The sequence below is a fragment of the Nocardia sp. NPDC057272 genome, from assembly GCF_042668615.1.
GTDB lineage: Bacteria > Actinomycetota > Actinomycetes > Mycobacteriales > Mycobacteriaceae > Nocardia.
In genome coordinates this window covers 39,231-60,038 of record NZ_JBHUYK010000023.1, presented here as the reverse complement: position 1 = coordinate 60,038, position 20,808 = coordinate 39,231, and the positions used below count along the sequence as shown (strand labels likewise).

Here is a 20,808-nt window from a genome sequence, read left to right as displayed (position 1 = left end):
TGTTCCTCGCATGCTCGAGATAACCAACCTGACGGTGCGCTTCGGCGGCATCACCGCCCTGCAGGACGTCGGGTTCACGGTCGCCCCCGGCGAGATGGTCGGCCTGATCGGACCAAACGGCGCGGGCAAGACCACCCTGTTCAACTGCCTGACCCGGCGCAATCGGCCGACGTCGGGCACCCTGCGCTACCGCGAAACCGATCTGTCGACGGTGCGTCCCGATGCTCTCGCCGGGCTCGGCATCGCCCGCACCTTCCAGAACCTGGGCTTGTTCCCCCGCCTTTCGGTGCGCGACAACATCCTCGTCGGCGCCCATCACCGGGCCTGCGCGGGCTTCGTGTCGGCCGGACTGCGGTTGCCCAAGGTCCGCCGGGAGGAAAAACTGCTGCGCGCCGAAGCCGACGAACTGCTCGAGCGCCTCGAACTCACCGCGGTCGCCGACCACGTGGCCGCGGGCCTGCCCTTCGGCACCCTCAAGCGCATCGAACTGGCCAGGGCGCTGGCGGTGCGGCCGCGACTGCTGCTGCTCGACGAGCCGGTGAACGGGCTGAGCCACGGCGAGGTCGACGAATTCGCCGACCGCCTGCGCGCGCTGCAAGCCGACCTCGACCTCACCGTGATCGTCGTCGAACACCACATGGGTTTCGTGATGGGCACCTGCGATCGGGTGATCTGCCTCGAGTTCGGCCAGGTGATCGCCGAAGGCGAACCCGAAGCGGTGCAGCGCGATCCCGCCGTCATCCGCGCCTACCTCGGAGCTTCGGCATGAGCGGTCAGCGACCGGAGGCGGAAGCGGAGCGTAACCACACAGGCCGCCCGAGCATGCCCGAGGAGAACAGCATGAGCGAATTCTTGACGGTCACCGACCTGCACGCCGGATACGGCGCGGCGAAAGTCCTGCACGGCGTGAGTTTCTCGGTCGAGCAGGGCACCGTGTGCGCGATCCTCGGCCCCAACGGCGCGGGCAAGACCACCCTGCTGCGCGCCCTCTGCGGCATGGTCAAGGTTCGCGGCAGCCTGCTGCTCGACGGCGACGAGGTGTCCGGTCGCGCGCCGGAGTCCATGGCGCGCCGCGGCGTCGCCCATGTTCCCGAGGGCCGCGGCACCTTCGCCCCGCTCACCGTCGAGGAGAACCTGCGCCTGGGCGCCTACCCCCGACGCGACCGCACCGGCGTCGACGCCGACCTGCGCCGGGTCTACGACTACTTCCCGATCCTGCGCGACAAGCGACGCGACGCGGCGGGCGGCCTGTCCGGCGGACAGCAGCAGATGCTGGCCATCGGCCGAGCGCTGATGCTGCGTCCCCGGCTGTTGCTGCTGGACGAACCCTCGCTCGGTCTCTCACCGCTGGTGACCCAGGAACTGTTCGGGATCGTGCACACCATCAACGAAGAGGAACGCACCACCGTGATAGTCGTCGAACAGAACGCCCACCTAGCCCTCGGCGTCGCGCATCAGGCGCATGTGCTCGAGACCGGGCGAGTCGTGTTGTCGGGCACCGCGGCCCGGATCAGGGCCGACGAGCAGGTCATCCGCTCCTACCTGGGATACAAGGTGGCGCCGTGACCGAGTTCGTCCAGCAACTCGTCGAGGGACTCTCGGCGGGCGCGATCTACGCGGGCCTGGCGCTGGCGCTGGTGCTGATCTACCGGTTCACCGGGATCGTCAACTTCGCCCAGGGTGAGCTGGCCATGTTCTCGGCGTTCCTGGCCTGGCAGTTGAGCCAGACCATGCCGTTCTGGGCGGCGCTGATCCTCACCCTGGCGATCTCGTTCGCCGCGGGCATGGTGATCGAACGGGTGGTGATCCGGCCGGTCGAGGGCGCGCCCGAGATCACCCTGGTGATCGTCACCGTCGGCTTGTTCTTCACCGTCAACGCCGCCGCGGGCTGGATCTGGTCGTACCAGGTGAAGTCGTTCCCGAATCCCTTCCCCGACGGCGCGTTGCGCGGTGGCGGGATCAGCGTCGGCTACGGCAGCCTCGGCATTCTCGCTGTGGTGGCCGTGGTGATGGCGCTGCTGTATCTGCTGTTCCGCTACACCAGGATCGGGCTCGCGATGCGGGCGGTGGCGTGTAATCCGCAGTCGGCCAGACTCGTCGGGATCCGGGTCGGTACCGTGCTCGCCCTCGGCTGGGGACTGGCCGCGCTGGTCGGGTCGGTCTCGGGGGTGTTGTCGGCGCCGCTGCTGTTCCTCGAACCCAACATGATGGGCGGGGTCCTCATCTACGCCTTCGCGGCGGCCACGCTGGGTGGGTTCGACTCCCCCGGCGGCGCGGTGGCCGGCGGTCTGATCGTCGGCGTCGCCGAAACCCTCACCGGCGCTTACGTCGACGCGATCGGCACCGAACTCAAGATCGGTGTGCCGCTGGTGATCATCCTGGGCGTGCTGTTGCTGCGCCCGCAAGGTCTGTTCGGACACGCGGCGGTGGAACGAGTATGAGCGAAGTGAACATTGCGGCAACGACTTCGGTTGCCCCCGTCACGAAACCGGCACTGCGTCGGCTGACTACGCTGCGCTGGTCACTCGTCGCGACAGCCGCGGTACTCCTGCTGGCCTGCGTCGCACCCTTCCAGCTGGTGCCCTTCCACACTTTCCAGCTGGCGATGGCGATGATCTACGCGGTCACCCTGCTGGGGCTGAATCTGCTGGTCGGCCACACCGGCCAGATCTCACTCGGCCACGGCGCGTTCTTCGCGGTCGGCGCCTACACCGCCGCGATCGCGATGAAGCAGTGGGACACACCCTATTTCGCGACCATCCCGATCGCCGCGGCCGTCACCTTCGTCCTCGGTTTCGCCCTCGGCGTCCCGGCGCTGCGACTGCGTGGGCTGTATCTGGCACTGGTCACCCTGGCCATCGCGATCTTCCTGGTGCCGCTGCTCAAGCGGTTCGACGGGGTGACCGGCGGCTCCATGGGACTCATCGTCGACAAGCCGGTGCCGCCCGCCTGGACCGGCCTCGCGGAGGACCAGTGGCTGTACTTCCTGGCGCTGGCCACCACCGTGATCGGCTTCGTGCTGGTGGCCGGAATGCTGCGCTCGCGCGTGGGCCGCGCGCTGCACGCGGTGCGCGACAACGAGATCGCCGCCGAGGTTCTCGGGGTGAATCTGGCGCACTACAAGACCCTCGCCTTCGCCTGGAGCGCGCTGCTGGCCGGCGTGGCGGGCTGCGTCTACACCTGGGTGATCGCCTTCGTCTCGCCCGACTCCTTCGCGCTGACGCTGTCGATCACGCTGCTGGCCGGGCTCGTCGTGGGTGGGCTCGGCACCACCTGGGGCCCGCTGCTGGGCGGACTGTTCGTGATGTTCGTGCCCAGTTTCGCCCAGGACGTCAATCAGGCCGCACCCGGCGTCATCTTCGGACTGCTGATCATCGCGGTCATGTACCTCGCGCCGAAGGGTTTGGCCGGCCTGGCCACCCAGTGGACGCAATGGCTCGGACATCGTGTCCGGAAAGGGAACACCCATGCGCACTAAGCCAATCCGCACCCTCGGCCTGACAGCCGCGCTCCTCGCCACGCTCACCGCGTGTGGCGGTCGTGGCGAGGAGACCGGCACCGTCGGGCTCGGCGACTGCAAGGGTCAGCAGACCACCGGCATCACCGACAGCACCATCAAGCTCGGCGGGGCGTACCCGCTGTCGGGCCCGGCCTCGGCCTACAGCGAGGTGCCCAAGGGCATCAGGGCCTATTTCGACTACATCAACGCCGAGCAGGACGGCATCGACGGACGCAAGGTCGAGTACATCGTGCGCGACGACGGCTACCAGCCGCCCAAGACCGTCGAGGAGACCCGTCGACTCGTCGAACAGGATCAGGTGTTCGCGGTCTTCCAAACCCTGGGCACCGCGACCTCTTCGGCGGTGGCGGACTATCTCAACCAGCGCAAGGTGCCCCAGATCTTCGTGGCCACCGGGGCGAACAAGTTCGGTTCCGGCACCGAGCACCCCTGGACCATCGGCTGGCAACCCAGTTACCGCACCGAGGGGCTGGCCTACGCGCAGTACGTGAAAGCGCAGCGGCCGAACGCGACCGTGGCGGTGCTCTACCAGAACGACGACTTCGGCAAGGACTTGCTGGCAGCGTTCACCGAGGGTGTCGCGGGCAGCGGGGTGAAGGTGATCGCCGAGCAGAGCTTCGAGGTCACCGACCCCACCGTCGATGCCCAGGTACGCAACCTGGCCAATTCCAGAGCCGATGTGCTGCTGAACTTCTCGACCCCGAAGTTCGCCTCGCAGGCGCTGGCCGCCGACGTGCGCAACGCCGACTGGAATCCGTTGCACGTGCTCGCCGTGGTCTCCAACACCATGGCCACCCTGCGCCCGGTGGGGCTGCCCAACGTGCAGGGCACGGTGACCGCGGCGTTCCTCAAGGACGCCGCCGACCCGCGCTGGGCCACGGACGCGGGCATGCAGACCTACCGATCCAAGCTGGCTCAGTACGCCCCCGGCGCCGATCCCGAGAACCAGCACGCGATGGCCGGATGGACGATGGCCGAGAGCTTCCGCAAGACCATGGAAGCGTCGAAGTGCCCGACCCGAGAGGGCCTGCGCGACGCGATGCGCTCGCTGGACAACGTCTCCGCCGACCTGATGCTGCCGGGCATCGCGATGAAAACCGGTGCGGGCGACGGTTATCCGCTCGAGGCCGTCGGTATCCAGACCTTCGTCGGCGAGCACTGGTCGCTGACCGACGGCGGTCTGATCGACACCACCGGCAAGTAGTCGCTGCCCCTCCCTCGTTGCGCAGTGCATCCCAGCGTGCGCGGCTCGTCCGAAGTACCCCCGATCGATGAGGATCACAGATGAAGATGTCAACCACTCTGGCCACGGCGGCCATGACCGCGCTCGCCCTGTGTGTCGGTACCGGGACCGGCAACGCCGATCCCGCACCACAGACCGAGGTGCGCTACGAGGTGAGCAGGCAGGGTGACTCCGCGGTGCTGTCCACCGACGGCAAACTGCAGGTCGTCGACGGCCAGCTGGTGCTCACCACCGGCGCCGACACCCCGGTCGCCGCACTGCCGCTGACCTACCGCATGGACGACAAGGTGTTCCCGATCGCCGCCACCATCGACGGCGGCACCGCGACGCTGACCCCGTCCAAGGAGGGCGGCACTGCGGTGGCCCCGGCGACGAACCTGATCACCCAGGACGTGGCCGCGCAGCAGATCGCCGAGTCCTTCACCCCGCGTGATCAGGCCGCGCTCGGCGTCCTCAGCCAGCGCCTCGGCGTCGGTGGCGCCGTGGCGGCCATCGTCGGCGCGGTGGTCGGCGGCGGCATCGGTTGCCTGGTCGGCGGTGCCGCGGGCGCGACCATCGCCAGCCCGGTGATCGTGCTGCTGGTGCCGTGGGTCGGCGCCACCGTGGCCGGTTGCGTGCTCGGCGCGGCCACGCTCGGTGCGGTCGGCACGATGATCGGTCTGGTCACCGTCGGCGGTCCGCTGGCGCTGTTCTCGGCCTACCAGTACTTCTCGACCATTCTCGCGCCGTGCCCGGCCGAGCTCGGCGCCTACTGCAAGGACCCCGCGGTCCCCACACCGCCGAAGTAGTACGCACCGCCGTCTCGCCGGCCCACCCGATCACCGCGTCGGGCGGGCCGGCTCGTGGCCGTTTCCGGCCGGTAAGGATTCCCATGCGCAGAACAGTTTTCGATGCCGAGCACCGCGCCTTCCGCGCGACGATGCGCGCGTTCATCGATGCCGAGGTCGTGCCGAGTTTCGGCAAGTGGTACGACGACGGACTGGTGCCGCGCGAATTCTATTACCGGCTGGGCGAACTCGGGATCCTCGGCATGGAGGTGCCCGTCGAACACGGCGGATCCGGCCTGGACTCGTTCCGGTACCGGGCGGTGCTCACCGAGGAGATCGCGCGCGCCGCGGTGTCTTTCGGCGGCTCCAGCGCTCATGTGTCGCGCTGTCTGCCCCTGATCAACGACCTGGCGACCGCCGAACAGCGGCAGCGCTGGCTGCCCGGATTCGTCACCGGCGAAACGATGTTCGCGCTCGCGGTCGCCGAACCGGGCACCGGCTCGGAGCCGTCGGACATGCGTACCACCGCACCCCTGTCGCTGGACGGCAGCGAATACCTGCTCAACGGTTCGAAGACCTACGTCATCGGGGGCGCGCACGCCGACCGCGTCATCGTGTGCGCGCGTACCGCGCCACCGAGCGCGGACGACCCCACCTACGGCCTATCGCTACTGGTCGTCGACAGCGCCGCCCCCGGCTACCGCGTCGGGCGCGCCCTCGACACCCTCGGCCGAAAAGTCTGCGACATAGTTCAGCTCACCTTCACCGATGTGCGGGTGCCGGTGATCGATCGGCTCGGTGCCGCGCACCGTGGCGACGACCATCTCGCCGCACAGCTGCCACGGGAACGGCTCACCATCGCCGTCGGCGCCCACGCGCAGGCCAGGGCCGCGGTGCGTTTCGCGCACCGCTTCACCGCCGAGCGCACCGCGTTCACCCACTCGGTGACGAGCTTCCAGAACACCACGTTCGAGCTGGCCGCCTGCCGCGCCGAGGTCGACGCCATCGAGGCGGTGGTCGATCGCGCGCTCGCCGCCCACGATCGCGGCGACCTGACCCCCGCGGACGCGGCCTCGGCGAAGCTGTTCTGCACCGAGTCTGCCGGGCGGGTGATCGACCGCTGCCTCCAATTGCACGGCGGGGTCGGCTATCTCGCGGACTCCCCCATCGCCCGCCTCTACGCCGACCACCGCATCGATCGGATCGTGGGTGGCACCAGCGAAGTGCTGCGCACCATCATCGCCGCCGAGATGGGGTTGTGACGCCGGATCGGCGGGCGCGATCGAGCTCACCGAGCAGCCGCCAGGTGCGCTGCTGGTCCTCGGGCGTGGTGAGGTCGGTCTGGGAGAACACCACATCGGTGGCGCCCGCGGCGAAGTAGTCGGCCACGCGGGCGGCGACCGCCTCCTCGTCACCGATCACCACGAGTTCGGCGGCCCGCTGCGCGCCCGACAGCGCGACCACGCGCTGATACGACGGAATCGTGTCGTAGAAGGCGGTTTTCGCCTCGGCGATGCTCCGCGCCGCGGCGACGTCGGCGGTCACGACGCCGGGCACCATCGCCACGATGCGGGGATACGGCCTGCCCGCGGCCGTCGCGGCGGCGGTCAGCGGCGCGACGATGTGTTCGGCCAGCGCCTCGGGACCGACCAGGAAGGGCAACGTGCCGTCGGCCAGTTCGCCGGTGGCTCGCAGCGCCTGCGGCCCCATGGCCGCGACCAGCACCGGCACCGTCGGGTCGGCACCCGCCACCGCCGCGGGCATCGGACTGGCGGCGGTCACCGTCTCACCGCGGAAGTCCACCGCACCGGTGTCGAGAATCGACCGCAGCGCCGTGAGGAATTCACGCAGCCGGAGGCCGGGCCGGTCGAACGGCCCACCGAAGGCGCGTTCGGACAGCGACCGGGCGCCGAGCCCCAACCCGAGCACGAACCGTCCACCGGTCGCCGCCTGCGCGGTCTGCGCCTGACCGGCCACCAGCAGCGGATGCCTGCCCGGCACCGGAACGACCGAGGTCCCCACTTCGATTCCGGGCACCGCCCGGCCGATCAACGCCGCCAACACGATCGCGTCACTGCTGAAGGTCTGCCCCAACCACACCGAACTCAGCCCCACCTCGGCGGCGACTGCGCCCAGATCGACGGCCGTGTCCACGGCATTGGCGGAGTTGTCGAGAACGAACGGGGACAACGCGATTCCGATGCTCATCCCCGCACCAACGTCGGCGACAACGGAAATCATCGCGATCCACGCACGCTGATTCCAATGCCGGCGACCAGCTCACCGTCGGCACTCGGTCGATGCGTTCCGCCGGATCATCGTGCTGTGACACCGAATCGGTTCGGCGCCAGGTGAATTCGGCTCGACACCTGACTGATGTCAGCGGACGGTGATGCCGTCCGCGCGCATCGCGTTCTTCACCTGGCCGATGGTGAGGTCGCCGAAGTGGAAGACGCTCGCGGCGAGGACCGCGTCGGCGCCGGCGTGGACAGCGGGCGGGAAGTGTTCGACCGCGCCCGCGCCGCCGCTGGCGATCACCGGAACGCGCACCGCGGCGCGCACCGCCGCGATCATCGGCAGGTCGAAACCGGCTTTGGTGCCGTCGGCGTCCATCGAGTTCAGCAGGATCTCGCCGACACCGAGTTCGGCGCCGCGGATAGCCCATTCGACGGCGTCGATGCCGGTGCCACGCTTGCCGCCGTGGGTGGTGACCTCCCAGCCGGACGGGGTGTCGGGCTGACCGTCGGGCACGGTGCGCGCGTCGACCGAGAGCACGATGCACTGGGCGCCGAAGCGTTGCGACATCTCGAACAGCACCTCGGGGCGTGCGATGGCGGCGGTGTTCACCGACACCTTGTCGGCGCCGGCGCGCAGCAGCCGGTCGACATCCTCGACCGTGCGTACGCCACCGCCGACGGTGAGCGGGATGAAGATCTGCTCGGCGGTGCGGGTCACCACGTCGAGCATGGTGCCGCGGTCGCCGGTGGAGGCGGTGACGTCGAGGAAGGTCAGTTCGTCGGCGCCCTGGGCGTCGTAGGTCGCGGCCAGTTCCACCGGATCGCCCGCGTCGCGCAGATTCTGGAAGTTGACGCCCTTGACCACGCGACCCGCGTCGACGTCCAGGCACGGGATCACGCGGACCGCCAAGGTGCTCGGCGCGGTGGTGCCGGGTCGTTCGTCGGTGCGCGGTGTCATGGGGTTCACCCTCGTTCTTCTTCGCTGACGGTGCAAATCATTTCCAGCAGTTCCTCGTGCACGCCCGGCGCGGCGGCCAGCACCGAACCGGAGGTGATCGTCCACGGCGCGCCCGCCAGGTCGGTGACCACGCCACCCGCGGCGCGCACCAGCGCGACCCCGGCCGCGTTGTCCCACGGATGGTGCCCGAACACGACCGCGCCTCCGAGCACCCCCGAGGCGGTGAACGCCAGGTCGATGCCGGTGGCGCCGTGCATCCGCACCCGCGAGGACAACCTGCTCAGCGCACCGAGCAGGTCGAACCGGAACTGGCCGGGGATACGACCCGCCGAGTCGAGGTTGAAGGCGCCGAATCCGATCATGGAGTTGGCGAGCTTGCCCGGTTCCAGCGGTGGCAGGGCCACACCGTCGAGATACAAGGGTCCACCGGTCACCGCGGCGTAGCGGCGACCGAGCATGGGCAGCCAGGTCAGGCCGATCACCGGCTCGCCCTCGTGCACCAGTGCCAGCAGGGTGCCCGACATCGGGTGGCCCGAGGAGTAGTTGAAGGTGCCGTCGATCGGATCGAGTACCCAGGCCGTGCCCGAGGTGAGCGCCGGTCCGCCGAATTCCTCGCCGTGGACCGCGATGCCGGTTCGCTGCTGGAGTTCGGCGGAGATGGTGCGTTCCAGCTCGAGATCGAGTTCGGTGGCGAAGTCGTTGCGGCCCTTGGTCACCGCGCTCGGCGCGCCGAGTCCTTCGACGAAACGCGGGACCACGCCGTCCAGGATCTGGGTGGCGACGGTCAGCAGGTCGGTCAGTTCGGCGGTGCTCGGCGCGGCGGTCATCGGCGGTGTCAGCGCACCGCGGCCAGAGCTTCGGGCAGCGTGAAGCGGCCCGCGTACAACGCCTTGCCGATGATCGCGCCCTCCACACCGTCGTCGGCCAGGCCGGCGATGGCGACGAGGTCGTCGAGCACCGAGATGCCGCCGGAGGCGACCACCGGTGCCTCGGCGGCGTTGGCGACCTCGCTCAGCAGCTCGAGGTTGGGGCCGGTCAGCGTGCCGTCCTTGGAGACGTCGGTGACCACATACCGCGCGCAACCGTCACGCTCGAGGCGTTCGAGCACCTCCCACAGGTCGCCGCCGTCGGTCACCCAGCCACGACCGCGCAACCGCCACTGTCCGTCGATCTGCTTGACGTCGAGCCCCACCGCGATCCGGTCGCCGTACTCGCCGAGCACTCGCGCGCACCACTGCGGATTCTCGATCGCCGCGGTGCCGATGTTCACCCGCGCGCACCCGGTCGCCAGTGCCGCCTTCAGCGAATCGTCGTCGCGGATACCACCGGACAGCTCGACCTTCACGTCGAGTTCGCCGACGACCTGAGCGATCAGTTCGCGATTGCTCCCCTTGCCGAAGGCCGCGTCGAGATCGACCAGATGCACCCACTCGGCCCCCGCTTGCTGCCACGCCAACGCCGCGTCCCGAGGCGACCCATAGCTCGTTTCGCTACCGGCCTCCCCTTGCACAAGGCGCACGGCCTCACCATTGGCGACATCGACAGCGGGCAACAGCACAAGACTCACGCATTCAGACTAGTAGGTCTGTGTCGCCGTTCCCGCAACGGTCCGCGACGGTGAGGCCCGTGTCACGCGAACCCCGCGCACAGACGCTCGGCGCGTCGAGCGGGTCGGCCCGGATCCGACGACCCGGGCCGACCACGATTCGCTCAGCCTGCCGCGGTGTCGAACGCGCCGGGCTCGTAGGCACCGCCCTGCCGGCGCAGGATGACACCGAGCCGGTTGGCGGCGTTGATCTGGGCCACCACCGCGATCAGGGCGGCGAGCTGCTCGTCGTCGTAGTGCTCGCGCACCTGGGCCCAGGTCTCGTCGGACACGCCCCGCGCGGCGTCGGCGACGCGGGTCCCTTCCTCTGCCAGCGCCAGCGCCGCCCGTTCCGCGTCGGTGAACACGGCCGACTCACGCCACGCGGCAACGAGATTGATCCGCGTCGCGGACTGCCCGGAGTGGGCGAGATCCTTGCTGTGCGCGTCGGTGCAGTAGCCGCAGCCGTTGATCTGGCTGACGCGCAGCATCACCAGGTCCTGGGTGGCTTTCGGCAGGGTCGACCGGATCAGTGCCAGGCTGGCGTTGCCGAACCGCTTGCCGAACTCGGCGCCGACCTCGGTGCCGAAAAGGTTGAATCGGGGTTCCATGACGTGTTCCTCACTGCTGGTGCTGAATCGAACGACCATGAGACGGCGGCGATCGGACCTCCGTAACAGCTCGCCGACGTGATCCACGCCACTGCGGATCGGTGTTACGCGACGGCCTCGGCCGGCGTCTGGTGTGCGTCACATCCGAGTGGAAAAGGAGCTACCCATGGCGCCACAGCCCGAGGGCACAGCGAAGGACCCGGCGACGGAGGTGTTCGTCGCCCATCGCAATCTGCTGTTCACGGTCGCCTACGAGATGCTCGGCTCGGCTGCCGACGCCGAGGACGTCCTCCAGGAGACGTGGCTGCGGTGGGTGGGCGTCGATCTCGACGCGGTGCGCGACCAGCGCGCGTATCTGGTCAGGATCACGACCCGCCGGTCCCTCGATCGGTTGCGCACGCTGGGCCGGCGCCGGGAGTCCTATGTCGGCCCCTGGCTGCCCGAACCGCTGCTGACCACGCCCGACGTGGCCGACGATGTCGAGTTGGCCGAGAGCGTCTCGATGGCGATGCTGCTCGTCCTGGAGACGCTGACGCCGATCGAACGGGCGGTGTTCGTGCTGCGCGAGGTTTTCGATCTGGACTACGACGAGATCGCCGAGGCCGTCGACAAGAGTCCGGCCGCCGTCCGCCAGCTGGCATACCGGGCGCGCGCCCACGTCGCAGCCCGCCGACCGCGCGGCATCGTGTCGGCGAGCGAATCCCGCGATGCGCTGGCGGCGTTCCAGCGGGCGATCGAAACCGGCGATCTCCAGGACCTGCTCGACCTGCTCGCACCGGATGTCGTGTTCCTCGGCGACGGCGGCGGAATCAAGCAGGCCGCACTGTCGCCCATCGTGGGGGCCGACCTGGTCGCCGCCTTGCTCACCGCCAGTGTGCCCAGGATCGGCGCGGCGATGACTGTCGAATCGGCACAGCTCAACGGCCACCCGGCCCTGATCCTGCGCCTCGACGGCGTCATCGACACAGTCTTCGCGGTGCGCGTCGACGACGGCCTCGTCACCGGCCTCTACTCCGTGCGCAACCCCGACAAACTGTCGCGGACCGATACCGCGACCACGCTGCGACGGTGACCTGGTCAACCCTCGCCACGACGCCGTTGCTACATCGAATCCTGTTGAGCGGTCGACGATTACAGCTCTTGTCGGTGTTTCTGGATACAGTTCGTCCCGGCGCGCGGATTCGCGTCGGTTCGACCGATCAAAGGAAAATTGTGTTCCGTACAGGTGTACTGGGTAGTTTGCTGGGTTCGATCGCCATGGCGGCGGTGATCGTGGCGCCGAACGCGGCAGCAGGCCCCCCGGATGCGGCGCGGCTGGCCGGCTGCGATTTCGGCCGTGAGGTATCGACCTACGACCACGCACACGACCTCGACGGCTACTTCCAGCGTGTCCTCGACCGCAGCACGGGCGCATTCCACGCCGAGTTCAGTGAGTCGAGGGACGCACTGGCAGCGGCCATGCGTCAAGCGGAGGTGCGCTCCACCGCCGAGAACATCACCTGCGGCGTGGTGAACGGCGATTTCCTCAACGCGGAGGTTCTGGTGACGATGACACAGATCCGTTCCAACGCGAGCGCTCCCGAACCCCAGCGCCTGAACATGGTCATCAACGTCGAACTGACCAATGTGTGGGGTCGTTGGCTCGTGCGCGAACTCGATTCCCCGCTTCTGTAGTAGTCAGCCGAGGCGGCGGCGGAGTTCGGGGAGTCCGCCGCCGGTGAGGTCGTCGAGCGCGGCCGTGCGGCCGACGACGGCCAGGGCGATGGCCTCGCCGGGGCCGCGCACTTCCGGGCCGTCGCCGGAGGACCAGTCGACGTCGGTGGCGACGAAACGCAGACCCTTGGCGTACCTGGCCGGGAAGGCGAAGGGGTCGGGGTAGTTCAGGACCGCGATGAGACGGTCGGCGGGAATCGTCCGCGGGCGGCCGAGGGGACGGCGGATGTCCTGGTGGTGGACGACGAGGTCGGAGAGCATCAGCCGCGGTGAGTACTTCGACAGGCGACCCGACTCGGTGTCGAGCTTGTCCACCAGCTGCGCGGTCGTCAGCCCCGAGAACGCCTGCGCGAGCGCGCTGTTGGTGCGGTTGACCGAGCCCCGGCTCTTCACCACGACCGCCGCGTAGCCCAGCGGGCTGAGGGTGTCCTGCAACAGGTGCCCGACGACGTCACGAACCCGCCACCCCGCGCACAGCGACGGCGTCTCCCATTCGTGCTCGCTCAGCCCCCGCAGCAGTTCGACCAGTTCCGCTCGTTCGTCGAGCACCATCCCCCGATAACTCATCCCGCCAGCCTAGGCTCACCGACCGACTTCCGAAACCCTCTTCCCGCAGTTCCGTTGGGCAAGTAGCGATTACGACCGCACGATCAACCAGGAGTCGCTGACCTGCCTCGACAATTCGACGCAGGCCGACGACCCCGCGGCCGCACAGGACCGATGCGCGACAATGGACGCCGCGAACACTACCTACCCCCCGTTGCGGGTACTACCTCCACGAACAGGATCGGCGCAACCCTTGGCCAAGCAGAATCGTCGGCGCCGGACTGGCCGTAAACCGGCAGCCGCTCCCGGACTTCCGATCGATGCCGCGTGGTCGGGCGACCGGTCGCAGGTGGCCGACGCGATCGCGACCGTGGCCTTCCTCGCCGCCCAGGGCGACAAGAACGCCATCGGGCGATTCGCCGAACAGGTCGCGGGCGCCGAATCGGGCGCCGGAGTTCAGCTCGCCGCTCAGCGAATCATTCTTCGCGCCTTCGAGTTCGGCTGGTTGCCTCGCGATGTTCACGAGGCCGCGCGCAGACGGGTGGACGAGTTCGCAGTGAGTTACCTGACCGATCTGATGGCCGAGCACCGGTCCGATTTCTCCGCCGAGTCCGTCGACGAGATCTGGCAGGCGCAACTGGACGAGCTGGGCGCCACGGTGTGGTGGACATCCGAGCACCCCCACCTCGATCAATGGGCCGACCGGGCACTCCTCACCCGTGAAGAGGCTCTCACCGCAGCCCTGACCGCCCTCGCCCTGCTCGTCCAACTCCCGAAACTCGAACAGATCGTCGCGCTCCCCGGCACCCGCAGGCAGAGCGCCACCCATCACCATGTGGACGAGAAGACCCTCGGCCGAGTGCGCGGCCTGCTCGCCAAGGCCGAATCGACGTCCTTCGCCGAGGAAGCGGAAACGCTGTCCGCCAAGGCACAAGAACTCATGACCAAGTACGCGATCGACCGCGCCCTGCTCGACACCCAGCGCACCGACCCCGACCTCCCCGCCGCCCGCCGCATCTGGCTGGAAACCCCCTACACCGACGCCAAAGCCCTGCTCATCGACATGGTCACCCGAGCCAACCGCTGCCGCGCGATCTTCGCCGCCGACTGGGGATTCGTCACGATCGTCGGCGACGACCCCGACCTCGACGCCGTGGAGATTCTGTCCACCTCCCTGCTCGTCCAAGCCACCCGCACCATGATCGACAACGCCACCACCGAGGAATCCCGCTCCCGCCACTACCGCAAGGCCTACCTCACCGCCTATGCCACGCGAGTCGGCGAACGCCTCGCCGACGCCGCCGAAGCAACCATCGCCGACTCCCCCGACCCCACCCACCTGCTCCCCGCCCTCGCCACCCACCGACAACGAGTGGACAAGGCCTTCGCCACCTACTTCCCCACCGCCCGCACCCGAGGCATCACCATCCGCAGCGCCGAAGGCTGGACCGCGGGCACCGAAGCCGCCGACCGAGCCCACTTCGGCAACCCCTGACCCGATCGCCGTTCGCGAGAACGGTCGCCCCGGTATCCCGGCGTAGTGGTAGGCACAGGCGGTGATCAGCAAACTGCCTCTCGACGAACAACTCGGCGCCTTCCGAGACGCGCTCTCGCGCAACGAGGTACTGACGGAGGTGCTGTCCCGGTCGGCGTCCCTGGAACTGCCCGGCTGGTATCTGACGGCGGGTTGTCTGTTCCAGACCGTCTGGAACGCAGTCACCGGCCGCGCCCCCGGCGAGGGCATCAAGGACTACGACCTGTTCTATTTCGACGCCACCGACCTGTCCTGGGAGGCGGAGGACGTGGTCATCCAGTCGGCGAAACAAGTATTCGCCGACATCCCCGCCGACGTGGAGATCCGCAACGAGGCGCGGGTCCACCTCTGGTACGAGGAGAAGTTCGGCACGCCGTGTCCTGCTCACAGGTCGACCGAGGACGCGATCGACTCCTTCGCCGCGACCACGTGTTGCTTGGGGGTTCGCGTCGAGCAACCCGGCGATCGTTGGCGCGTCTACGCGCCGCACGGGCTGTCCGATGTCTTCAACCTCGTCGTGCGTCCCAATCCGGTCCTGGCGCCGCGCCACGTCTACGAGGCGAAGGCCGACCGCTGGCGCCGTCAGTGGCCCGAGTTGACGGTGCTGCCCTGGCCCACAGCGGCGACCCCGACGTGACCAGCTGACGCCACGCGACCCTGGGCGGGTCGATTGTCGCCGCCCCACCAGAATCGCGACCGATCCTGTGCAGAGTCCGTGACCGGCTTACAGCGAGCCGATCCAGTTGCGCAGCAGTTGCGCACCCGCGTCGCCGGACTTCTCCGGGTGGAACTGGGTGGCCGAGAGCGGTCCGTTCTCGACGGCGGCCAGGAAGGGGACGCCGTGTTCGGCCCAGGTGAGCTTCGGGGGGGCGATGTGCTCGTTGCCGGGGAGTTCCCACTGTTGGGCCGCGTAGGAGTGGACGAAGTAGAAGCGGGTGTCGGCGTCCATGCCGGCGAACAGGGTGCTGTCGGCGGGTGCCTTGACCGTGTTCCAGCCCATGTGGGGAAGGACAGGAGCGTCCAGTCCCGCGACGGTGCCGGGCCATTCGCCGCAGCCTTCGGTCTCGACACCGAACTCGACGCCGCGGTCGAACATGATCTGCATGCCGACGCAGATGCCGAGCACGGGACGTCCGCCGGCGAGGCGCTGGCCGATCATGCGATCACCGCGCACCGACAACAGCCCAGCCATGCAGGCCGCGTACGCGCCGACGCCGGGGACGACGAGGCCGTCCGCGGCCAAGGCGGCGGTGGGGTCGGCCGTGACCTCCACCTGCGCACCGGCGCGTACCAGCGCGCGTTCGGCGGAGTGCAGATTGCCGGAGCCGTAGTCCAGCAGCACAACGGATTTCACAGCACTCCCTTGGTGGAGGGCACACCACTGACCCGGGGGTCGATTTCCACGGCGGCGCGCAGAGCCCGCGCGACAGCCTTGAATTCGGCCTCGGTGATGTGGTGCTGGTCGCGGCCGTAGAGCACCCGCACGTGCAGCGCGATGCGGGCGTTCTGCGCGATCGACTCGAAGACGTGCTTGTTGAGCACCGTCGAGTACGAAGCGCCGGGGCCCGCGCTCGGAATGATGGTGTGCACGAGGTGTTCGGGCTCACCGGTGAACACGCAGTACGGCCGGCCGGACACGTCGACGGCGGCGTGCGCGAGGGTCTCGTCCATCGGGATGAACGCGTCACCGAAGCGGCGGATCCCCTTCTTGTCTCCCAGCGCCTGCCCGAGCGCCTGTCCCAGCACGATCGCGGTGTCCTCGACCGTGTGGTGCGCTTCGATCTCGATGTCACCCTCGGCCCGTACCACCAGGTCGAACCCGGCGTGCGCGCCGAGCGCGGTCAGCATGTGGTCGTAGAACGGCACCCCGGTGGAGATCTCGGTCTGCCCGGTGCCGTCGAGGTTCAGCTCCACCAGAATCGAGGACTCTTTGGTGACGCGTTCCACCCGCGCTGTTCTGCTCATGATGTGTTCCTCCACAGGTGGATTCAGTGAGTAAGGTCGGTGCCCGCGATATCGCGGCTCACGCGCAGGAATTCGTCGTTCTCGGCGGCGAGGCCGATGGTGGCGCGCAGGTACCCGGGGATGCCGACATCGCGGATCAGCACACCCGCGTCGAGATAGTGCTGCCACGCGGCGCCCGCGTCGGTGAACCGGCCGAACAGCACGAAGTTGGCGTCGCTGGGGATCACGTCGAATCCGAGCGCGGCCAGTGCGGCGGCGACCCGATCACGCTGGGCCGCCAGTTCCGCGACGCTGCCCAGGGTTTCGTCAGCGTGACGCAATGCCGCGCGCGCGGCGGCCTGGGTGACCACCGACAGGTGATACGGCAAGCGCACCAGCAAAATCGCGTCGATCACCGCAGGCGAGGCGGCCAGGTAGCCCAGGCGCCCACCCGCGAACGCGAACGCCTTGCTCATGGTGCGGGTGACCACGAGCTTGGTCGGGAACCGGTCGATCAACGTGATCGCGCTGGGTGCCGCGGAGAACTCCCCGTACGCCTCGTCCACCACGACGATGCCGGGCGCGACCTCGAGAATCCGCTCGAGCTCGGCGATCGGGATGCTGTGGCCGGTCGGGTTGTTCGGGCTCGTCACGAACACCACGTCGGGTCGGCGTTCGGCGATCTGGGCCACCGCGTAGTCGATGTCGAGCGAGAAGTCACCGCTGCGCTTGGCCTCGACCCACTCGGTGTCGATGCCCTCCGAGATGATCGGGTGCATCGAGTACGAGGGCACGAAACCCAGTGCGCTGCGGCCCGGTCCGCCGAACGCCTGCAACAGCTGCTGCAGGATCTCGTTGGAGCCGTTGGCCGCCCACACATTCGCGGTGTCGACGGCGATCCCGGTCTGGCGGGTCAGATACTCGGCCAGGTCGTGGCGCAGCGCCACAGCGTCGCGATCCGGGTACCGGTGCAGATCGGCGGCGGCGGCGCGCACCGACTCGGCGACATCGTCGATCAGCGCCTTGCTGGGCGGGTGCGGGTTCTCGTTGGTGTTGAGCTGCACCGGCACCGTCAATTGCGGCGCGCCATAAGGCGATTTGCCCCGCAGGTTGTCGCGCAGCGGTAGCTGGTCCAGGGTCGCCGAGGCGCCGGGCACGGTGGGAGTACTCACGACAGCGCCTCGAAACGCGCCTGCACGGCCTGCCCGTGCGCGGGCAGATCCTCCGCGTTGGCCAGGGCGACAACGTGTCCGGCGACATCCTTCAACGCCGCCTCGGTGTACTCCACGATGTGGACGCCACGCAAAAACGTCTGCACGCTCAGTCCCGAGGAGTGCCGCGCGCACCCCGCGGTCGGCAGCACGTGGTTCGAACCCGCGCAGTAGTCGCCGAGGCTGACGGGCGCCCACGGGCCGACGAAGATCGCACCGGCACTGCGCACCCGCGCGGCGACAGCGGCGGCGTCGACGGTCTGGATCTCGAGGTGCTCGGCGGCGTAGGCGTCGACCACACGCAGACCCTGCGCGATGTCGTCGACGAGCACGATCCCGGACTGCTTGCCGCTCAACGCTTCCCGCACGCGATCGTGGTGCTTGACCACGGCGAGCTGAGCGTTCACGGCGGCGTCGACCGCGTCGGCCAGCGCGGGAGAATCGGTGACCAGCACACTGGCGGCGAGCACATCGTGCTCGGCCTGGCTGATCAGGTCGGCGGCCACGTGCACCGGATCGGCCGTGGCGTCGGCCAGCACGGCGATCTCGGTGGGGCCCGCCTCGGCATCGATGCCGACCAGCCCACGGCACAGCCGCTTGGCCGCGGTGACGTAGATATTGCCCGGCCCGGTGATCAGGTCGACCGGCTCGAGGGCTCCACCGTCGGTATCGACACCGCCGTAGGACAGCAACGCCACCGCTTGCGCACCGCCGACCGCCCACACCTCGTCGACACCGAGCAGCGCGGCGGCCGCCATGATCGTCGGGTGCGGCAGCCCACCGAACTGCGCCTGCGGCGGCGAGGCCACCACCAGCGACTCGACGCCGGCGGCCTGCGCGGGCACCACGTTCATCACGACCGACGACGGGTACACGGCGTTGCCGCCGGGCACGTACAGCCCGACCCGCTCCACCGGCAGCCACTTCTCGGTGACGGTGCCACCGGGCACGACCTCGGTCACCGTGTCGGTGCGCCGCTGATCGGCGTGCACCTTCCTGGTCCGCTCGATCGCCACCTCGAGTGCGGCGCGCACCGCCGGGTCCAGCTCGGCGAGCGCCTTGGTCAGCTCGCCGACCGGTACCCGCACCACGGCGGGCCGCACTCCGTCGAACTTCTCGCTGTAGTCCAGCGCCGCCTCGGCGCCCCGGTCCCGAATGTCCTCGACGACCGGCCGCACATGATGCAGCACCGAGTCCACGTCGACCCCTCCGCGCGGCAGCGCGGTGCGCAGCTCGGCAGCGGAAGGAGTACGACCGCGCAGATCGACGCGGGCGAGCTCGATGCGGGAAGTCATATCGGGGTACGGTCCTGTTCTGTGGTGGGGCTCAGGTCAGGTACCAGCCTAATGGTCGCCCGCCATCGCTTTTCCACCCACATCCCGCCGAAGCGACGGACCCGACCGGCGGATCCGTCGCGGACACCAGCTAGCGGGTATCTCCGTCGATGCGCAGACTGCCACCCGAGCTCACCACGCGCATGACCATGGCCTTGGTCGAGCCGTTGATGGTGATGCTGGCCAGGCGCATATTCGTGGACCCGTCGGCGTTGTTGCCGCTGACCGCGGTGATGCTGGCGAAGGTGTCGACGGTGCGGGCGTTCCAGTACTCGCGGAACGCGGACTCGCTGCCGTAGACCTGCTGCGCGGCCGGGGTGAGCAGCGACCACGAACCGGCCGGGTCACTGAAGAAGTTCTCGACCAGCAGACCCGCCGATCCGATATCGACGGTGCCGACATTGCTGGCCTGCCCGAGCGGCGGAACCGCCGCGCTGGGCTTCGGTGCCGCCGACGACTGCGCCGAGGTCTGCGGACCGGCCTGCACCTGCGGCGAATCCGAGTCGGAGCTGTTGAACGCGCTGAACGCCACGGCGACCGCCGCGACCACCGCACCCACCGCGGACCCGATCAGCACCGCACGGCCCTTGCCCGCCTGCTTGCGCGGGGCCGGCATCGGCTGAGCCTGGGTGCGCGGGTGCGCGGCGGTGTCCTGACGGACCTGCGGACGCGGGTTCGAGCGGATCTGACGGGTCGTGGCGGTGGACGCGCCCGCATGGGAGGCCCGGCGACCGGACTGCCGGATCACCTGGGTGGTCGCCGCGGAGTTGCGACGGTTGAAAGCCTCACTGGCGGGGACGAATCCGGCGGGCACCGCGTTCTCGTCCTCGGCGAACGCGGCCAGCGCGTCGCGGGCCTCGGTCATCGTCGGACGGTCGAGGGGGTCCGGGCTGAGCAGATCGAGCAGGAAGTCGGTGGCCGGGCCCGCGTTGTGGGGCTCGCGCACCTGTCCGTTGGCGGCGGCGTAGAGCACCGCCAGCGGGTTGGCGTTGGCGCCGTAGGGCGGTTCGCCTTCCAGCGCGTGGAAAAGCGTTGCGCCGAGGGCGAATACGTCGGCGGCGGGGGTCGGATCGGAGCCGCGCGCGACCTCGGGGGCCAGATAGGCGGCGGTACCGCAGATCAGCCCGGTCTCGGTGAGCGTCACGTCGCCTGCCGCGCGGGAGATGCCGAAGTCGGTGATCTTCACCTCACCGTGGTCGCCGAGCAGGATATTGCCCGGTTTCACGTCGCGGTGCACCAAGCCCGCCTGGTGGGCGGCGATCAGGGAGGAGGCGACCTTCTCCCCGATGCGGGCGACCTCGAGCAGCGGCAGCGGGCCCTTCTGGCCCAGCTCACCCGCGAGGCTGACCGACTTGAGGTACTCCATCACCAGGCACGGATCACCGTTGTGCTCGGTGATGTCGAATACCACGATGGCATTGGGGTGCTGGAAGCGTGCCGCGTTGCGGGCTTCCCGAATCGCGCGCTGGCGCAACACATCCCGCTCGCCCTCGGGCAAGCTGGGTTTGATGTGGATCTGCTTCACTGCCACGGAGCGTTGGAGGCGTTCGTCGACAGCACGCCATACAACGCCTGTGCCGCCGCTACCAATACGCTCGACCAGGC

General features: G+C 69.0%; 22 protein-coding genes. 11 read left to right on the top strand and 11 right to left on the bottom strand.

The window, feature by feature from the left end; genetic code table 11:
- Positions 1-10: 10 nt before the first annotated feature.
- The 7 genes from ACFULV_RS26200 (at position 11) to ACFULV_RS26170 (ending at position 6,792) form a co-directional block, all read left to right on the top strand.
- Entirely contained in the window at positions 11-769 is a 759-nt protein-coding gene (locus ACFULV_RS26200) for an ABC transporter ATP-binding protein (RefSeq protein ID WP_378637202.1), read from the top strand.
- A gap of 71 nt (positions 770-840) precedes the next feature.
- A complete protein-coding gene (locus ACFULV_RS26195) occupies positions 841-1,566 on the top strand; it encodes an ABC transporter ATP-binding protein (RefSeq protein ID WP_378661105.1) in 726 nt (241 codons plus the stop codon).
- Complete coding sequence (locus ACFULV_RS26190) at positions 1,563-2,441, top strand: branched-chain amino acid ABC transporter permease (RefSeq protein ID WP_378637206.1); 879 nt, start codon at positions 1,563-1,565, stop codon at positions 2,439-2,441. Before ACFULV_RS26195 ends, ACFULV_RS26190 begins: the two co-directional genes overlap by 4 nt.
- Complete coding sequence (locus tag ACFULV_RS26185) at positions 2,438-3,478, top strand: branched-chain amino acid ABC transporter permease (RefSeq protein ID WP_378661102.1); 1,041 nt, start codon at positions 2,438-2,440, stop codon at positions 3,476-3,478. The genes ACFULV_RS26190 and ACFULV_RS26185 overlap by 4 nt, the downstream gene beginning before the upstream one ends.
- Positions 3,468-4,724, top strand: coding sequence for an ABC transporter substrate-binding protein (locus ACFULV_RS26180; protein WP_378661100.1), 1,257 nt, complete (start codon positions 3,468-3,470; stop codon positions 4,722-4,724). Before ACFULV_RS26185 ends, ACFULV_RS26180 begins: the two co-directional genes overlap by 11 nt.
- 80 nt (positions 4,725-4,804) lie before the next feature.
- Positions 4,805-5,551 carry a hypothetical protein gene (locus tag ACFULV_RS26175; protein ID WP_378661097.1) on the top strand — a complete coding sequence of 249 codons (747 nt, stop codon included), beginning with the start codon at positions 4,805-4,807 and terminating at the stop codon, positions 5,549-5,551.
- Positions 5,552-5,634: 83 nt separating this feature from the next.
- Positions 5,635-6,792, top strand: coding sequence for an acyl-CoA dehydrogenase family protein (locus ACFULV_RS26170; RefSeq protein ID WP_378661095.1), 1,158 nt, complete (start codon positions 5,635-5,637; stop codon positions 6,790-6,792).
- Here ACFULV_RS26170 and ACFULV_RS26165 read toward each other — a convergent pair.
- The 5 genes from ACFULV_RS26165 to ACFULV_RS26145 form a co-directional block, all read right to left on the bottom strand.
- On the bottom strand, positions 6,767-7,738 hold the full coding sequence (locus tag ACFULV_RS26165) for a TIGR03564 family F420-dependent LLM class oxidoreductase (protein ID WP_378661092.1): 972 nt from the start codon (positions 7,736-7,738) through the stop codon (positions 6,767-6,769). The two genes, ACFULV_RS26170 and ACFULV_RS26165, sit on opposite strands and share 26 nt — an antisense overlap.
- Before the next feature lie 171 nt (positions 7,739-7,909).
- Entirely contained in the window at positions 7,910-8,725 is an 816-nt protein-coding gene (hisF, locus tag ACFULV_RS26160) for an imidazole glycerol phosphate synthase subunit HisF (protein ID WP_378637218.1), read from the bottom strand.
- Positions 8,726-8,730: 5 nt separating this feature from the next.
- Positions 8,731-9,552 carry an inositol monophosphatase family protein gene (locus ACFULV_RS26155; RefSeq protein ID WP_378637220.1) on the bottom strand — a complete coding sequence of 274 codons (822 nt, stop codon included), beginning with the start codon at positions 9,550-9,552 and terminating at the stop codon, positions 8,731-8,733.
- Positions 9,553-9,560: 8 nt separating this feature from the next.
- Positions 9,561-10,292 carry a bifunctional 1-(5-phosphoribosyl)-5-((5-phosphoribosylamino)methylideneamino)imidazole-4-carboxamide isomerase/phosphoribosylanthranilate isomerase PriA gene (gene priA / locus ACFULV_RS26150; protein ID WP_378637223.1) on the bottom strand — a complete coding sequence of 244 codons (732 nt, stop codon included), beginning with the start codon at positions 10,290-10,292 and terminating at the stop codon, positions 9,561-9,563.
- Between the two features lie 143 nt (positions 10,293-10,435).
- The gene (locus tag ACFULV_RS26145) at positions 10,436-10,921 is read right to left on the bottom strand and encodes a carboxymuconolactone decarboxylase family protein (protein ID WP_378661089.1); all 486 of its coding nucleotides are present in this window, start codon (positions 10,919-10,921) and stop codon (positions 10,436-10,438) included.
- 166 nt (positions 10,922-11,087) lie between these two features.
- Here ACFULV_RS26145 and ACFULV_RS26140 point away from each other — a divergent pair, with 166 nt between their 5' ends.
- Positions 11,088-11,993, top strand: a complete 906-nt coding sequence (locus tag ACFULV_RS26140) for an RNA polymerase sigma-70 factor (protein WP_378661086.1) — start codon at positions 11,088-11,090, stop codon at positions 11,991-11,993.
- 140 nt (positions 11,994-12,133) lie between these two features.
- Positions 12,134-12,595, top strand: a complete 462-nt coding sequence (locus tag ACFULV_RS26135; protein ID WP_378661083.1) for a hypothetical protein — start codon at positions 12,134-12,136, stop codon at positions 12,593-12,595.
- Positions 12,596-12,598: 3 nt separating this feature from the next.
- On the opposite strand, the gene ACFULV_RS26130 is transcribed toward ACFULV_RS26135, so the two are convergent.
- The gene (locus ACFULV_RS26130) at positions 12,599-13,201 is read right to left on the bottom strand and encodes a maleylpyruvate isomerase family mycothiol-dependent enzyme (protein ID WP_378661081.1); all 603 of its coding nucleotides are present in this window, start codon (positions 13,199-13,201) and stop codon (positions 12,599-12,601) included.
- A 232-nt stretch (positions 13,202-13,433) separates the two neighbouring features.
- Between ACFULV_RS26130 and ACFULV_RS26125 the strand changes: the two genes are divergently transcribed.
- A complete protein-coding gene (locus ACFULV_RS26125) occupies positions 13,434-14,675 on the top strand; it encodes a DUF2786 domain-containing protein (RefSeq protein WP_378661078.1) in 1,242 nt (413 codons plus the stop codon).
- 61 nt (positions 14,676-14,736) lie between these two features.
- Complete coding sequence (locus ACFULV_RS26120; protein ID WP_378661075.1) at positions 14,737-15,351, top strand: nucleotidyltransferase family protein; 615 nt, start codon at positions 14,737-14,739, stop codon at positions 15,349-15,351.
- Between the two features lie 87 nt (positions 15,352-15,438).
- On the opposite strand, the gene hisH is transcribed toward ACFULV_RS26120, so the two are convergent.
- The 5 genes from hisH to ACFULV_RS26095 all read right to left on the bottom strand — a co-directional run bounded on the left by hisH (position 15,439) and on the right by ACFULV_RS26095 (position 20,794).
- Positions 15,439-16,068 (bottom strand): imidazole glycerol phosphate synthase subunit HisH, encoded by a 630-nt coding sequence (hisH, locus tag ACFULV_RS26115; protein ID WP_378661072.1) that lies wholly within the window; start codon positions 16,066-16,068, stop codon positions 15,439-15,441.
- Positions 16,065-16,679 (bottom strand): imidazoleglycerol-phosphate dehydratase HisB, encoded by a 615-nt coding sequence (gene hisB, locus ACFULV_RS26110; RefSeq protein WP_056824871.1) that lies wholly within the window; start codon positions 16,677-16,679, stop codon positions 16,065-16,067. The genes hisH and hisB overlap by 4 nt, the downstream gene beginning before the upstream one ends.
- Before the next feature lie 23 nt (positions 16,680-16,702).
- On the bottom strand, positions 16,703-17,830 hold the full coding sequence (locus ACFULV_RS26105; protein WP_378661071.1) for a histidinol-phosphate transaminase: 1,128 nt from the start codon (positions 17,828-17,830) through the stop codon (positions 16,703-16,705).
- The gene (hisD, locus tag ACFULV_RS26100) at positions 17,827-19,164 is read right to left on the bottom strand and encodes a histidinol dehydrogenase (protein WP_378661068.1); all 1,338 of its coding nucleotides are present in this window, start codon (positions 19,162-19,164) and stop codon (positions 17,827-17,829) included. Before hisD ends, ACFULV_RS26105 begins: the two co-directional genes overlap by 4 nt.
- 130 nt (positions 19,165-19,294) lie before the next feature.
- Positions 19,295-20,794 carry a protein kinase gene (locus ACFULV_RS26095; RefSeq protein ID WP_378661187.1) on the bottom strand — a complete coding sequence of 500 codons (1,500 nt, stop codon included), beginning with the start codon at positions 20,792-20,794 and terminating at the stop codon, positions 19,295-19,297.
- Positions 20,795-20,808: the final 14 nt, after the last annotated feature.

Bases quoted from the DNA above. Each gene is read 5' to 3' on its own strand.
- ACFULV_RS26200 (WP_378637202.1), top strand. From the start codon at position 11: ATGCTCGAGATAACCAACCTGACGGTGCGCTTCGGCGGCATCACCGCC.
- ACFULV_RS26195 (WP_378661105.1), top strand. From the start codon at position 841: ATGAGCGAATTCTTGACGGTCACCGACCTGCACGCCGGATACGGCGCG.
- ACFULV_RS26185 (WP_378661102.1), top strand. From the start codon at position 2,438: ATGAGCGAAGTGAACATTGCGGCAACGACTTCGGTTGCCCCCGTCACG.
- ACFULV_RS26180 (WP_378661100.1), top strand. From the start codon at position 3,468: ATGCGCACTAAGCCAATCCGCACCCTCGGCCTGACAGCCGCGCTCCTC.
- ACFULV_RS26175 (WP_378661097.1), top strand. From the start codon at position 4,805: ATGAAGATGTCAACCACTCTGGCCACGGCGGCCATGACCGCGCTCGCC.
- ACFULV_RS26170 (WP_378661095.1), top strand. From the start codon at position 5,635: ATGCGCAGAACAGTTTTCGATGCCGAGCACCGCGCCTTCCGCGCGACG.
- ACFULV_RS26165 (WP_378661092.1), bottom strand. From the start codon at position 7,738: ATGAGCATCGGAATCGCGTTGTCCCCGTTCGTTCTCGACAACTCCGCC.
- hisF (WP_378637218.1), bottom strand. From the start codon at position 8,725: ATGACACCGCGCACCGACGAACGACCCGGCACCACCGCGCCGAGCACC.
- ACFULV_RS26155 (WP_378637220.1), bottom strand. From the start codon at position 9,552: ATGACCGCCGCGCCGAGCACCGCCGAACTGACCGACCTGCTGACCGTC.
- ACFULV_RS26145 (WP_378661089.1), bottom strand. From the start codon at position 10,921: ATGGAACCCCGATTCAACCTTTTCGGCACCGAGGTCGGCGCCGAGTTC.
- ACFULV_RS26140 (WP_378661086.1), top strand. From the start codon at position 11,088: ATGGCGCCACAGCCCGAGGGCACAGCGAAGGACCCGGCGACGGAGGTG.
- ACFULV_RS26130 (WP_378661081.1), bottom strand. From the start codon at position 13,201: ATGAGTTATCGGGGGATGGTGCTCGACGAACGAGCGGAACTGGTCGAA.
- hisB (WP_056824871.1), bottom strand. From the start codon at position 16,679: ATGAGCAGAACAGCGCGGGTGGAACGCGTCACCAAAGAGTCCTCGATT.
- hisD (WP_378661068.1), bottom strand. From the start codon at position 19,164: ATGACTTCCCGCATCGAGCTCGCCCGCGTCGATCTGCGCGGTCGTACT.